Genomic DNA, 13619 nt, shown 5'->3' with positions numbered 1-13619 from the left:
TAGGTTGGAGGTTCGAGCCCTCTTCGCGGAGCCATAAGACAGAAGTTATACTTCTGTCTTTTTTTGTATATAAAAATAAAGTATAATAGATTTTAGATATAATTAAAAGAAAGAGGAGGGCGATACAATGCTTTCAAAAGAAATAGCACAGCAAGTACTTGGTCGTTGTTTAGTAACTGGAGGAGACTTTGCAGAAATTTTTGAAGAAGATACAATAGATAATTCCATAAGTATTTTAAATGGGAAAGTTGAAAATTCCATAGGAGGAAGAGCTTATGGAATAGGAATAAGAATATTTAAAGGGCTAAAAAGCGTTTATGCTTATACCAATAATAATAGCCTTCATTCATTATTACAAACTGCCGAAAAAGCAGCATTAGCATTGGGAGAATTAAAAGAAGATATAAGCATAACTCTATATGAAAAAGAAACTATAAACATACATCCCACAATTTATTTACCATCTGTTGTAGAAGCAGATAAAAAAATAGGTATAATGAAGATAGCTTATGATGCAGCAAAGAATTATCATAGTGAAATTTCACAAGTAAGTGTTGGTTATGGTGATAAGGAACAAAACATATTAATAGCAAATACAGAGGGATTATACACAGAAGATAAGAGAGTAAGAACAAGATTATTTATTAATGCAGTAGCATCTGCTAATGGTGAAAATCAAACAGGAATTGAAGGCCCAGGTAGAAGAGCTGGAATAGAAATGTTCAAATATATAGATCCTGAATATTATGGAAGACAAGCTGCAAAAACAGCACATACTATGCTTCATGCTAAGAATTGCCCTGCAGGAAAGATGACAGTAGCTATTGATAATGGGTTTGGTGGTGTTATATTCCATGAAGCATGCGGACATTCATTAGAAGCTACATCTGTTGCTAAAGGAAATTCTGTATTTACAGGTAAATTAGGAGAACAAATAGCATCTTCTAAGATTACGGCTATTGATGATGGAACAATTCCCAATGCGTGGGGTTCACTAAATATAGACGATGAAGGTACTCCAACACAAAAGAATATCTTAATTGAAAATGGTATTTTAAAATCTTATATGATAGATAAATTAAATGCTAGAAGAATGGGCATGGAAGTTACAGGAAGCGGAAGAAGACAAAGTTATAAATATGCTCCAACTTCAAGAATGACTAATACGTATATAGCTAATGGAGATAATACACCAGAAGAAATCATAGCATCAATAAGTGATGGATTATATGCTAAAAAAATGGGTGGAGGTTCTGTGAATCCTGTTACAGGTGAGTTTAACTTTGCTGTATCAGAAGGATATTTAGTAAAGAATGGAGAAATCCAAGAACCAGTTAGAGGTGCAAGTTTAATAGGAAAAGGTAGCGAAATATTAATGAATATTGATATGCTAGGAAATAATATGACTCAAGGACAAGGAATGTGTGGATCATCTTCAGGAAGCATACCAACTAACGTAGGTCAACCTATGATAAGAGTAAGTGAAATTACTGTAGGTGGAAGATAGGAGGTAATGTAATGGAATTAAAGATATTTGTAAATCAATTATTTAAGGAAGCTAAAGATGTAGGGTTTGCTGAGTGTGAAGTATACTATGTTGATAGAGAAAGCCTTAGTATAAATGTATATAAGGAAGAAGTAGAGAAATATAACTTAAATACTTCTTATGGGCTATCATTTAGAGGAAAGATGGGTGATAGGATAGGATACTCTTATACAGAAATACTAGATGAAGAAGCAATTCATATGCTTGTTAATAAGGCTAAGGAAAATGTATTAGCTATAGAAAGTGAGGATGTTCAATTTATTTATGGTGGAGACAAGGAGTATAAAGAGATATCTACTTATTCAGAAGCTCTTGAAAATATATCACCAGATAAGCTTATACAAATAGCATTAGATATGGAAAAGGAGGCTAAAGCTTTAAATAGCAAAGTAGAAAGTTTTGCAGGGTGTGCTGTAGCTTATAGTTCTGGTAAGTATGGCATAATAAATAGCAAGGGATTAAACTTACACAATAAATCTAATTTATTATCAGCATATGTATGTCCAATAATAAAGGAAGATGAAAAGATGTATGATGGCTTTGGATATGCAATAGCTAAATCTCTTGAAGAAGTTAATCCTAAAAAAATAGCAGAAGATGCTGTAAATGACGCTTTATCTAAAATAGGTGGAAAAGCTATTCCTTCAGGTAATTATCCTATAGTTATAAAAAATGAAGCAATGGTTTCAATGTTATCTACTTTTGCTGGAATATTCAGTTCAGATGCAGCTCAAAAAGGGTTAAGTCTTTTAAAGGGAAAAGAAGGAGAAGAAATAGCATCATCAGTAATTAACTTAGTGGATGATCCGCATTTAAAAGATGGTTTTGCATCAGTAGGATTTGATGATGAAGGAGTGGCAACAGAAAAAACTTATCTTATTAAGAATGGAAGATTAGAAACATTATTATACAACTTAAAGACTGCTAATAAGGCTGGTGTTAAATCAACAGGTAATGGATTTAAGAATTCATATGCATCATCAATATCAGTATCACCTACTAATTTCTACATTGAAAAAGGAAACAAGAATTTTGATGAGTTATTGGCAAATATAGAGAAGGGTCTTATTATAACTGATTTTGCAGGGCTTCATTCAGGAGCAAATGCTATTACAGGAGAGTTTTCTTTAGCAGTTAATGGATTCTATATTGAAAATGGTAGAAAGACATTCCCAGTTGAACAAGTAACTGCTTCAGGTAACTTCTTTAATTTACTTAAGGATATAGAAGAAGTGGGAAATGACTTAAAATTCCCTATGAGTAGTGTAGGAAGCCCATCTATAAAGGTTAAATCACTTGCCATAGCAGGAGAATAGACAGAATTAAAAATTAAGAATTAAGAATGAAAAATTAAGTAGTAATTTAAAACCATAAGTGAATTAACATGAAGGAAGTACTAAACATAAAATTTTTAACTGAGTAATACTATTCTATCTGAAACTAGTTATATTTTTTATAACTAGTTTCAGATATTATGATATTGTATATTTAAATTAAATCAGTTTACTAATTTTTTATTTTACATTTTTAATTAATTGAAGGGGTGTTTTTGTGGAAAAGTATGATTTAGTTGTCATTGGTTCTGGAGCTTCAGGATTGGTTTCTGCTATTATGGCCATGCGAGAAGGGGTAAAGGATGTTCTTATCATAGAAAAGGAAGAAGATTTAGGAGGAAATTTAAATTTATTTATCCATGATGGTTTTGGTAGCTTTTATTTAGGTAAAAAAGTAACTGGTCCTGAGTTTGCAAGTATAATGATAAATGATTATAAGGAGTTAGGTGGAAAATATTTAACTAGTAGTAAAGTTTTAGAGATAGATTCTGATAAAAAAATAACTGTTATTAATCCAGATAAAGGTGTTTATAATATTGAAGCTGGAGCAATAATATTTGCCACAGGATGTAAGGAGAAGTTTACAGGTAATATAATGATTCCAGTGGATAGATATTCAGGCATTTTTACTATAGCATCAGCTCATAGATTGATTAATTTCTATGGATATTTACCAGGAAAAGAAGTTGTAATACAAGAAAGCGGTAAGTGGTCAGCACTTTTAGCTAGGAGACTATTAATAGAAGGAGCTGAAATAAGAGCTTTAGTAACAGCTAAAAAATCATTAGATAAAGAGCAGTTAGATCTGTTTGAAGGTTTTAATATTCCTGTAATATATAATGCCAGAGTTTCAGAAATTGGAGGAGCAGAAAGGGTGGAGTGGGCTGCTGTAATGATTGATGAAAAGGAAGAAGAATTAATAGAGTGTGATTCTTTAATATTATCAGTGGGGTATTATCCAGAAATAGATTTATTAAGAGGCTTAAATGTAGATATAAAAACCATAAATACTGTTGAAGATGGATTTTTTGCTTGTGGCACAGTAAAGCATGGAATTGAAGGCGTATTTTCTAGTGGAGAAGATGGTTATATAATTGGGCATTTAGCTTCACAATATATAAAGAAGTATTTATACTAAATTGGTATAAATACTTCTTTTGCTTTATTGAATAATATATTCTGTTCTTTAGGATTAAAGTGAATATCAGCTCATAAAAATATAAAATCTATCATTATTGAGTGTCCTTAAAATAATTTTGTAAAACATTTTTTACAGATTAAAGTTTTACCACCATCAGCTTTTATGGAAGATGATTTATCAATTATTCCATTACAGATTGAACACTTTTCCACGGATGTAGTAGAACTTTCTTTTACTTTTGTAGTAGGAATGACCTTTTTTAATGATGAATAAATTCTCTTTTCTGAAGGAGTAGCTTTTTCCTTAATTGTATATGTGACTTCAAAGGAACTTTCACCATAAAACTCTAATTCAAAACGAGGATTTTCTTTATCATAATATTCTTCAGTTATTATTCGACGAATCTGTGCATCATTAACTATAAGACCGCTTTTTTCAATACCATCAAAAATACTTTTTGTTATATTGGCAGTATCAGGATGACGTTTTTCACTTTTGTAGTAAACTTTTAAGATGGCAATTAAAGATTCCTCTAATATGATAGTAGGATTTTGGCTTCTAGCATAATAGGCTATTTCTTCTTCATATAAGGCATATTTGTCATGAGCTTTTCCAGTATTATATGGAAGTATCGCTCTACCTTCCTTATTATGTAATTTAAAATTAGATTTGGAAATAGGGGAACCTGGTACCACTACCTTGGCATATGGTTTCATAATCAATTCTCCTTAAAATTCTATAAATTGAAATAAATATTTAATGAATATGTAAGATTTAATTTATATAATTAAAATATCTACTATATTTAGAATATACAATAGACAGAAAAAATTAACAAGGTTTGTTTGATTATAGGGTTTTATTAAGATATAATACTCATTAGATATAAACAGTAATAAGAAGAGGTATAGATAGATATGGAAAAAAAATATATATTAGCTATAGAGTCAAGTTGTGATGAAACTTCAGCAGCTGTTGTTGTTAATGGAAGAGAAGTTTTATCAAATATAATAGCTTCTCAAATAGATACACATAAAAAGTTTGGTGGAGTAGTTCCAGAAGTAGCTTCAAGAATGCATATTGAAGTTGTCAGCGGAGTAGTTCAGGAAGCATTAGAAGAGGCAGGAGTAACTTTACAAGATATTGATGCCATAGGGGTTACCTATGGACCAGGGCTAGTAGGAGCATTATTGGTAGGATTACAATTTGCTAAGGGATTAGCATTTTCAACTAAAAAGCCATTGGTAGGAGTTAATCACATAGAAGGACATATATGTGCAAATTACATACAACATAAAGATTTAAAACCTCCATTTGTTTCATTAGTAGTTTCAGGAGGACATACTTTCATAGTACATGTTAAAGATTATGGTGTATATGAAGTTATAGGACAGACAAGAGATGATGCAGCAGGAGAAGCATATGATAAGGTTGCTAGAGCATTAGGCCTTGGATATCCAGGTGGACCAAAGATAGATAAGTTAGCAAGGGAAGGAAATCCAGATTCTATTGCTTTTCCAAAAGCTAATTTTCATGATAAATCTTTAGACTTTTCGTTTAGTGGTGTTAAATCAGCAGTATTAAATTACTTAAATAAAGCAAAGATGCAAAATGTTGAAGTTAATAAGGCAGATGTGGCGGCTTCTTTCCAAAAAGCTGTAATAGAAGTATTAAAAGATAATGTAATGGAAACATGTAAAAGTAGAAATGTTAAGAAGATAGCCATTGCTGGAGGAGTTGCATCTAACTCAGCCTTAAGAGAAACGATTATGAATGCTGCATCAAAGAAAGGAATAGAAGTATTATTCCCAGCACCAGTATTATGTACAGATAATGCAGCTATGATTGGAAGTGCAGCATATTTTAATTTAGTAAATGGTAAAATAAGTGATTTAAACTTAAATGCAAAACCTAATTTAAAGCTATAATAATATAAAAGGAGATTGAAAAAATGAACTTATTGCCACATTCAAATGGAGTAAGAAGAGTTAATATGAAGAGGCAAAGAACTACTAAAGAAAAATTAAAGTATATAGCTAAGGTTTTATTAGGTATAATAATAGCAGGCTTTATTGTGCAACAAATTACAAACTTTATAGCAGGAGAAACTTTAATAGAAAGAGTAGATTACATTACAGTGGATGATAAAAGAATGGATTTTAGATTAAGTGGAAGTGGAAATTACACTGTAGTATTTGATGGAGTGCTTGGGGGAAATCTAGAAGTTTGGAATACAATTGCCAGTGAGCTGGAGGAAAATGATAATGTAGCAACTTTCTTATATAATAGAAGAGGATATGGCTTTAGTGCATCTGGGTCAGCTAGAACAATTGAAGAGCAGGCTCAGGACTTAAAGATACTATTAAGAAAATCTGGAGCTTTAGAACCATATATATTAGTGGGAGAAGAGTATGGTTCATTAGTATTAACTAGCTTTGCAGAGCAGTTTCCAGATTCAGTTGCCGGAATTGTTTCAGTTAATCCGTTAGTGGAAGAAGATATTAAAAATTCACGAAATAGTTTAAAGAATGTGGCTTTAAGAATAAGAAGAAAAATAGAACAATTAGGCTCATATATTGGATTAACAATGCTTTTGGATAAATTAAATTTAGATGTTAATATTAATGACTTAGAAGATAATTTAGAAGGCGAGGCTTTAGAGGAATTTTCAAGTCATAGAACTAAAGCAAGTTATACCAGTGCAGTGAGCAATGAATTAAGAAATTTATCAAAATATAATTTAGATATTCAGCAAGATGGGGTATTTACAGGAAAGCCTTATTGTTTAATAACTAAAAATGAAGATGATAGGTTAAAGAGCTTAGGAGATGAAGGTTTAACTACATCTATTGTCAGCAATACTGATTCTTGCGTATTATCATTAAGTAAAGCTATTGATATACTTGCAGGAATAAGAGGAGTAATCAAGCAGTGTAATGATCTTAAAAAATAGAAAGTTATTTTATAGCTTTCTATTTTTTATATATAAAAGTAGTAAAAAGTTTATTGTGAAATTAGTATGAATTATAGATTTAAAACCTATTTGTCATATATTTGACACATAAGGTGGTTATATTATAAGTATAGAATAGTTAACGGAAAGGGAGAGTTAGTCATGGATGATAAGAATATTTATGATGTAGTATACAGTAGTGGAGATGATAATAATACTTATAATTTTCAAGAGCCACCTGTTAAAGTTAAAAAGAAAAGAGGATTTAATAAGACAATAGCAGCAGTTATTGTTTGTACATTATGTAGTGGATTCATAGGAAGTGGAGTAACATATTTGGCATTAAAGGATAATTTAAAAGAAACAAAGACAATTAATGTAAATCCATCAAAATTTGATACTAAAAGTGAAGCTTTAAGTGCTACGGAAGCATATAATAAAGTTGCGCCAGCCGCTGTTGTAGTTTCAACTAAATCAGTAACTCAGGGATATTTCATGCAAACTCAGGAAGTTGAAGGAATTGGATCAGGATTTATAATAAATGAAGAAGGTTATATCCTTACAAATTATCATGTTGTAAAGGGAGCACAAGAAATATCAGTTACATTAAGTAATGATGTAACAACTACAGCTCAGATAGTTAATTATGATGAAAATCAAGATGTAGCAATGATTAAGATAACAGATGAAAGTGTTAAAATACCAGCAACAGTAGAACTTGGAGATTCAGATTCATTACAGCCAGGTGAAGAGGTAATAGCAATAGGTACTCCATTATCAACAGAATTATCAAGTACTGTTACTAAAGGAATAATCAGTGCTACTAGTAGAAGTGTTGCTGTTGAATCAGGAGTAACAATGAACTTAATTCAAACAGATGCTGCAATAAATGCTGGTAATAGTGGTGGACCATTAGTAAACACTAAAGGAGAAGTAGTTGGTATAAATTCAAGTAAGATTAGTGGTGAAGCAGTAGAAGGTATTGGATTCTCAATTCCAATAAATGATATAAAGGATAAGATAGAATCATTATCAAAGCCAATATTAAATTTAGGGATTTCAGTTAGAACTATTGATGAAGCACTATCTAAGCAATTAAATATGGAACAAGGATTATATGTAGTTGAAGTAACAGAATTTTCTTCAGCTGAAAAGGCTGGGTTAAAGGCTGGAGATATAATTGTTAAAGCTGATGGAAATAGAATAACAACATTTGATGAATTTAAAGCAGTAAAGAATGGTAAAGAAGAGGGAGATGAAATATCTCTTGAAGTAATAAGAAATGGTGAAAGTAAAACAATAAATGTAAAATTAACAGCTAGTTAATATTTAGGTTAAATAAAAAGGGTTTAGTTATTATGGTAACTAAGCCCTTTTATTTTATATGTCAATTAGTTTTCCCTTAGTATATCAATGTAAGCTGATAGAGTAAGTTTAGCGGTATTACTCCAAGTAAATTTAAGACTGTTTTTATAACCTTTTTCACCATACTCAGCAAGAAGACTTGGTGAATTTAGTACTCTCAACATTGCTTCACTTAAAGCAGATTTATCAAAAGGATCAATAAGAATAGCTGAATTATTAGCCACTTCAGGCATAGAGCTAGTGTTAGATGTTATGACAGGAGTTTGGCAGCTCATTGCTTCTAAAATAGGTAATCCAAATCCTTCATAAGAAGATGGATAGACGAAAAGGTCAGAAGCATTATGGAAGTATGGCAAATCATAATCTACTACAAAATCTGTAAAAATTACTTTATCATCTATAAGAAGCTCTTTAGTAATTTCCTTTAGACGAAGGCCTTCATCTTTAAGGGAGCCACATATTACAAGAGAGTAATTTTTATTTAATGAGGATAGTATATTTTTAAAGGATAAAATAAGTTCATAAACATTTTTACGTTTACTAAAGCCACCTAGATACAAAATAAAAGGAGTAGTGATTTTATACTTTTTATTAAGGTAATCTTTGCAGTTATCTTTAGGAAGAGGTTTATATAAAGTGTTAGCAGCTAATGGAGTAACATATATCTTATCTTCTGGACAGTTAGGAAAAAATCTTAATATATCCTTTTTAGAATAATTAGAAACAGTTAATATACCATGACAGTTTTTTATTATAAAGGGCATATCAGTGAGGAATCTTTCTAAATAACCTTTGCCAACGGTTTCAGGCATAATATAGGGAATTAAATCATGAATAGTGACGATGGAAGGAGTGTTATAGGTGTTTGATAAACCCATACCATTTTGTGGTATATGGTGTAAGTTAATATTATATTCTTGTAGTATGCTAGGATAGTAATAATTTTCAAAGAATAAATTATGTTTTTTAGAAGTTAATATGACCTTGGAGTTTTTACGTTTATATTTTTGAAAATTATCACCAGCCCAAAATATTGTATAGTTATTTTTTTTATCTATATTAAGGAGTTCTAATGTTAAATTTTCAATATAAGTACCTATTCCAGAGCCTTTATATAAATTAATACCACGAGCATCAATAGAAAAGTTCAAAAATAAGCGCCTCCTAAAAAAACCTTATACAATAAAATATTATCATTTTAAATTAATGTGATAGAAACACAATAAAATATGCATATTCATATAATACAGATGAGAGAATGTTTAGGAGACATTAATGGATATAAATGAAATAAAAGATATAGTGGAAGAAAACTATAGTATTAATATTAGGTCAATATTAAAGGTTAAAAATTCATATAATGTGAAAGCTGATGAGGGAGAATATTGTATAAAGAATATAAAGTATGACTTTCCTCATTTTAATTTTATTATAAGTGCCATAGAGCATTTACAAAAAAGACAGTTTAAAACTATACCAGAAATACTGCCTAATAAGCTAGGAAATAAGTATATAAAAATAGATGAAGATTATGCTTATATCACTAAGTGGATACCTTCAAGAGTGAGTAATTTCAATAATCCTGTTGAGCTTCAAGCTATAGCAATAAAACTAGCAGAACTGCATAAATGTAGTAAAGGGTTTAATTTGAATAGGGAAATGAGACCAAGAATTGGATGGTATTCATGGGTTAATGTTTTTAACACAAGATGTAATGAAATATTAGATTTTAGAAAAAGAATATATCAAAAGGCATACAAAAGTGATTTTGATAGGATTTATTTAGAGCATATAGATAATGAAATTGATAGAGGGCAAAGGGCAGTAAAGGGTCTTGAGAGAAATGGATATTTTGTTCTTATGGATAGAGAAGTAAAGAAAAGAGGTTTTTGCCATCATGATTTTGCTCATCATAATATCTTAATTGATAAAGATTATCAGATAAATATAATAGATTTCGATTATTGTATATTAGATACTCATATACATGATTTATCATCCTTGCTTATAAGAGTTATGAAGGATGGTAAATGGAATAATAAAACTGGAGATTTAATTATTAATAATTATCGGGAAGTACTAGAGGTAACAGATGATGAACTAAAGATTATGAAGTATTTTATTATGTTTCCCCAGAGCTTCTGGCAGATAGGGCTTCAATATTATTGGGAGCAGCAGCCATGGAATGAAGAGGTATTTATAAATAAGATAATTAGGTATTTAGAAGATGTTGAATACCGGGAAATATTTTTAGATGAATACTTTAAATAGGAGGATAGTTTCATGGATATTTACGAGTATTTAAGCAGCAGAAGCATTATCATAAGTGATGAAAAATTTAAAGACAATGCTGAAGTAAGTGTTAGTGATCAAATTCAGTTAATATCAGATGCACATAAGAGGCTTCTAGATGGCAAAGAAGCTATTATACCAAGAATTCAAAGTGTAATTGGCAGGGAGTTTGAGGGATATAAAGTTGATATAAAAAAGAATAAAAATTATATAAATAAAATTATTAATAATAAAAGTACTAATTATATTGAAGATTATTTAATAGATGAAGGCTCTCGTATTATAAAAAAGGCTCAAGAAACTCTTAGCTTATTAGATTTGGAAATCTATTTTTCAATAATTAAAAGAAGCATGAAAAGATATGAAATATGTTTAGGGAGAGTTGATGAAAGTAGTTTAAAGAGAGATAAGAATGAAATAATTTATATAAGAAGCAATAAATATATTGTTTATGATTTATTGGAAAGCGATTGTTATAATTATATAAAAAAAATCAAAAGAAGAAAAAAAGGATATGGTATAAACAATATAATAGATGAGTTTGTTAATAAATCAGCATTAGATCAGGGGAGTATTAAGTATTTAAGAATTTTATCAATATATCCTAATGAATCTATGAAAATCTTAAATAAATGTAGAAATGGTAGGATTGATATTACAAATGAGGATGTAGTGAGTAAGTTTAGAAATGCAAAAGAATGTGATGGTATTAAACTTTTATGAGAGGTAATAAAATGAATAAAAATAGATATGTTGAACGAAAGGTTTTATGTGATTATGACTTATGTGAAGGATTATTTGATAAGCTTAATTTAAATGTTCAAGATATGATTCCACTTAGAAAGGTATTCTTATTAGTTACTGATAAGGGAAAGAAAATATTAAAAAGATGTGATATGAAATTTGAAGATGTACAGTTTATTGATGAAGCTTTAAATTATATATATTTATTAGATAAAGATGTAATTAGGTATTGTAGGAATAAAGATAATGAAGTTATAACAACATGGAATGAAAAGAACTATATTCTCCTTGATATGATTGAAGGAAGAGAAGCAGCATTTACTAATCCAGTGGAGATATCATGGTGTACTAAAGCAATAGAAAAGCTTCATATTTCATCAAAGGGAATAGAAAAATACTTAAAGGAGTTAAATATAAAATGCAAATATGGCAGTAATATAATTAATGATTATATTGATGATTTAAAGGATATAGAACAAATGAAGCTTTTGGTGAAAAAGTACAAATATAAAAATGAGTTCGATAGCTTATTTTTAAAGAATGTAGAAGTTATGGAAAAGCAAATGAACAAAGCTATAGAATTATTAATGAAGACTAGCTACGAAAAGATGAAGAAAGATAATAGATACTTTTATTTATGTCATAATGATTTAGCGCATCATAACTTTATAATAGATAATGATAATGTTAATATAATAGATTTTGACTATTGCAATATTGATTTACGAATTAAAGATATATATATATTTATCAATAAGGTTATTAAGAATCTTGTTTATGAAAAAGAGGCTATAGATAGTATTTTAGAAGCTTATGAAAAGCCAAATGATAAAATAGATAGCCAAGAAAGAGAAATATTAAATGCTCTTATATGTTATCCATATGATTTTGTAGAAATTATTAAGTTATATTATTATAAGCAAAAATCATGGGAGCAAGAAGTATTTATAGGTAGGCTTAAAAATAAAATAGAATTAGATGATTTTAGAATTGCATTAGTAAAGAGGATTCTGAAATAAAAAAATGAGCTGCAATAAAAGTTATAATTTTATGCAGCTCATTTTTATTAATTTATTTAGAATTAATAATTTTTTCATAAGCAGAGATAGTGTTTTTAGCAGTTTTTTGCCAGGTATAGTTAGAGCTTGTTATAAGACCCTTTTGAACCATAGTCAGTTTAAGAAGGCTATCACATAATACTTTCTCCATGGCGTAGCTTAGGGCATATACATCATAAGGATTTACCAATAAAGCAGAATTATAGAATAATTCTGGTAGGGAAGTGATATTTGATGTAATAACAGGAGTACCACAAGCCATTGCTTCTAAAGGAGGAAGTCCAAAACCTTCATAAAATGATGGATAAGTTAATAACTCACATGCATTATAAAAAATAGGTAGATCTTCTAAAGGAATAAAATCAGTAAAAATTACTGAAGATGAAATATTAAGCTCTTCAGTTCTTAATTTATATCTATCATATGAAATACCTTTTCTACCAGTTATAACTACTTTAAGATTTTTTCTTAGAGTAGGATTTAAAAGGGAATAACTTTCTAATATGCCTAATATATTTTTACGAGGGCTATATCCACCTACATATAAAATAAAGTCATCACTTATTCCGTATTTTTCTTTAATGATTTTTTTACATGAATTCTTACTTAGAGGGCGATAAATTTCTTCTGCAGCAAGATGTGTAACATAAATTTTTTCTTTAGGAAAGTTAAATTCCTTGGCTATATCTTCCTTTGAAAAGTCAGATACAGTTATTATGCCATCGCAATCTGGTATTATTTTAGGAAGTTCCTCATTAAATATTTTTAAATATCTATCACTGACTGTTTCAGGCAATTTCAATGGGATTATATCATGCAAGGTAATGGCTTTAAGACAATTAATATTTTTTGAAAGTCCTACTCCGTTTTGAGGAACATGATATAAATCCATCTTATTATTTTTTAAGATATTAGGAGTTTTAACATCATCCCAAAAATGATTGTTTGAAGACTCCTTAAGACATTCTATGGTAAAGTTATCTTTTAAAACTAAATCAGTGTTTTGTGGCAAGAGTATCAAGTATTGATTACTTGAATCTACTATACTTAAGTTATTAATTAGCTGATAAGTATAAGTGCCAATGCCTGTTCCTCTATACCATTTAGCAGCTCTTCCATCAATGCCGATCTTCATGATTTAATCCTTTCATAGTTGTTTTAATTTATTATATTAAAGCAAGCAAAA

Annotated in this window: 12 protein-coding genes; 9 read left to right on the top strand and 3 right to left on the bottom strand. The window is 29.5% G+C overall.

The features are described 5' to 3' along the window. Positions 1–127: 127 nt before the first annotated feature. The 3 genes from Q5O29_RS01985 to Q5O29_RS01975 all read left to right on the top strand — a co-directional run bounded on the left by Q5O29_RS01985 (position 128) and on the right by Q5O29_RS01975 (position 4018). On the top strand, positions 128–1507 hold the full coding sequence (locus Q5O29_RS01985) for a TldD/PmbA family protein (protein ID WP_022211347.1): 1380 nt from the start codon (positions 128–130) through the stop codon (positions 1505–1507). Between the two features lie 11 nt (positions 1508–1518). Further along, positions 1519–2862, top strand: a complete 1344-nt coding sequence (locus tag Q5O29_RS01980) for a TldD/PmbA family protein (protein WP_022211346.1) — start codon at positions 1519–1521, stop codon at positions 2860–2862. A 235-nt stretch (positions 2863–3097) separates the two neighbouring features. Further along, positions 3098–4018 carry an NAD(P)/FAD-dependent oxidoreductase gene (locus tag Q5O29_RS01975; RefSeq protein ID WP_022211345.1) on the top strand — a complete coding sequence of 307 codons (921 nt, stop codon included), beginning with the start codon at positions 3098–3100 and terminating at the stop codon, positions 4016–4018. A 107-nt stretch (positions 4019–4125) separates the two neighbouring features. On the opposite strand, the gene Q5O29_RS01970 is transcribed toward Q5O29_RS01975, so the two are convergent. Further along, positions 4126–4737, bottom strand: coding sequence for a RusA family crossover junction endodeoxyribonuclease (locus Q5O29_RS01970; RefSeq protein WP_022211344.1), 612 nt, complete (start codon positions 4735–4737; stop codon positions 4126–4128). 201 nt (positions 4738–4938) lie between these two features. On the opposite strand from Q5O29_RS01970, the gene tsaD reads away from it, so the two are divergent. The 3 genes from tsaD (at position 4939) to Q5O29_RS01955 (ending at position 8300) form a co-directional block, all read left to right on the top strand. Then, positions 4939–5949 (top strand): tRNA (adenosine(37)-N6)-threonylcarbamoyltransferase complex transferase subunit TsaD, encoded by a 1011-nt coding sequence (gene tsaD / locus Q5O29_RS01965; protein WP_022211343.1) that lies wholly within the window; start codon positions 4939–4941, stop codon positions 5947–5949. Positions 5950–5972: 23 nt separating this feature from the next. Beyond that, positions 5973–6974: an alpha/beta fold hydrolase gene (locus tag Q5O29_RS01960; RefSeq protein ID WP_022211342.1), complete on the top strand. Its 1002-nt coding sequence runs from the start codon at positions 5973–5975 to the stop codon at positions 6972–6974. A gap of 162 nt (positions 6975–7136) precedes the next feature. After that, a complete protein-coding gene (locus Q5O29_RS01955; RefSeq protein WP_022211341.1) occupies positions 7137–8300 on the top strand; it encodes a S1C family serine protease in 1164 nt (387 codons plus the stop codon). Between the two features lie 65 nt (positions 8301–8365). Here the strand turns inward: Q5O29_RS01955 and Q5O29_RS01950 are convergent, their stop codons facing one another. Next, complete coding sequence (locus Q5O29_RS01950; protein WP_022211340.1) at positions 8366–9490, bottom strand: glycosyltransferase family 1 protein; 1125 nt, start codon at positions 9488–9490, stop codon at positions 8366–8368. Between the two features lie 124 nt (positions 9491–9614). Here Q5O29_RS01950 and Q5O29_RS01945 point away from each other — a divergent pair, with 124 nt between their 5' ends. Genes Q5O29_RS01945 through Q5O29_RS01935 form a run of 3 tightly spaced genes read left to right on the top strand, consistent with a single transcriptional unit; the run spans position 9615 to position 12394 of the window. Beyond that, positions 9615–10610 (top strand): CotS family spore coat protein, encoded by a 996-nt coding sequence (locus Q5O29_RS01945; protein WP_022211339.1) that lies wholly within the window; start codon positions 9615–9617, stop codon positions 10608–10610. Between the two features lie 12 nt (positions 10611–10622). Beyond that, on the top strand, positions 10623–11354 hold the full coding sequence (locus tag Q5O29_RS01940) for a hypothetical protein (RefSeq protein WP_022211338.1): 732 nt from the start codon (positions 10623–10625) through the stop codon (positions 11352–11354). 11 nt (positions 11355–11365) lie between these two features. After that, positions 11366–12394 (top strand): CotS family spore coat protein, encoded by a 1029-nt coding sequence (locus tag Q5O29_RS01935; RefSeq protein ID WP_022211337.1) that lies wholly within the window; start codon positions 11366–11368, stop codon positions 12392–12394. Positions 12395–12446: 52 nt separating this feature from the next. Here Q5O29_RS01935 and Q5O29_RS01930 read toward each other — a convergent pair whose 3' ends face one another. Then, the gene (locus tag Q5O29_RS01930; protein WP_022211336.1) at positions 12447–13568 is read right to left on the bottom strand and encodes a glycosyltransferase family 1 protein; all 1122 of its coding nucleotides are present in this window, start codon (positions 13566–13568) and stop codon (positions 12447–12449) included. Positions 13569–13619 lie beyond the last annotated feature (51 nt).

Source organism: Clostridium sp. CAG:265 (assembly GCF_000436575.1).
Classification (GTDB): Bacteria; Bacillota; Clostridia; order Clostridiales; family Clostridiaceae; genus Clostridium; species Clostridium lentum.
The sequence above is the reverse complement of the archived record's forward strand: the minus strand, read 5'-3'. Positions and strand labels throughout refer to the sequence as shown.

Excerpts from the sequence above, each read along its gene's own strand:
- tsaD (WP_022211343.1), top strand. The coding sequence starts at position 4,939 with ATGGAAAAAAAATATATATTAGCTATAGAGTCAAGTTGTGATGAAACT.
- Q5O29_RS01980 (WP_022211346.1), top strand. The coding sequence starts at position 1,519 with ATGGAATTAAAGATATTTGTAAATCAATTATTTAAGGAAGCTAAAGAT.
- Q5O29_RS01935 (WP_022211337.1), top strand. The coding sequence starts at position 11,366 with ATGAATAAAAATAGATATGTTGAACGAAAGGTTTTATGTGATTATGAC.
- Q5O29_RS01985 (WP_022211347.1), top strand. The coding sequence starts at position 128 with ATGCTTTCAAAAGAAATAGCACAGCAAGTACTTGGTCGTTGTTTAGTA.
- Q5O29_RS01955 (WP_022211341.1), top strand. The coding sequence starts at position 7,137 with ATGGATGATAAGAATATTTATGATGTAGTATACAGTAGTGGAGATGAT.
- Q5O29_RS01945 (WP_022211339.1), top strand. The coding sequence starts at position 9,615 with ATGGATATAAATGAAATAAAAGATATAGTGGAAGAAAACTATAGTATT.
- Q5O29_RS01970 (WP_022211344.1), bottom strand. The coding sequence starts at position 4,737 with ATGAAACCATATGCCAAGGTAGTGGTACCAGGTTCCCCTATTTCCAAA.
- Q5O29_RS01930 (WP_022211336.1), bottom strand. The coding sequence starts at position 13,568 with ATGAAGATCGGCATTGATGGAAGAGCTGCTAAATGGTATAGAGGAACA.
- Q5O29_RS01940 (WP_022211338.1), top strand. The coding sequence starts at position 10,623 with ATGGATATTTACGAGTATTTAAGCAGCAGAAGCATTATCATAAGTGAT.
- Q5O29_RS01960 (WP_022211342.1), top strand. The coding sequence starts at position 5,973 with ATGAACTTATTGCCACATTCAAATGGAGTAAGAAGAGTTAATATGAAG.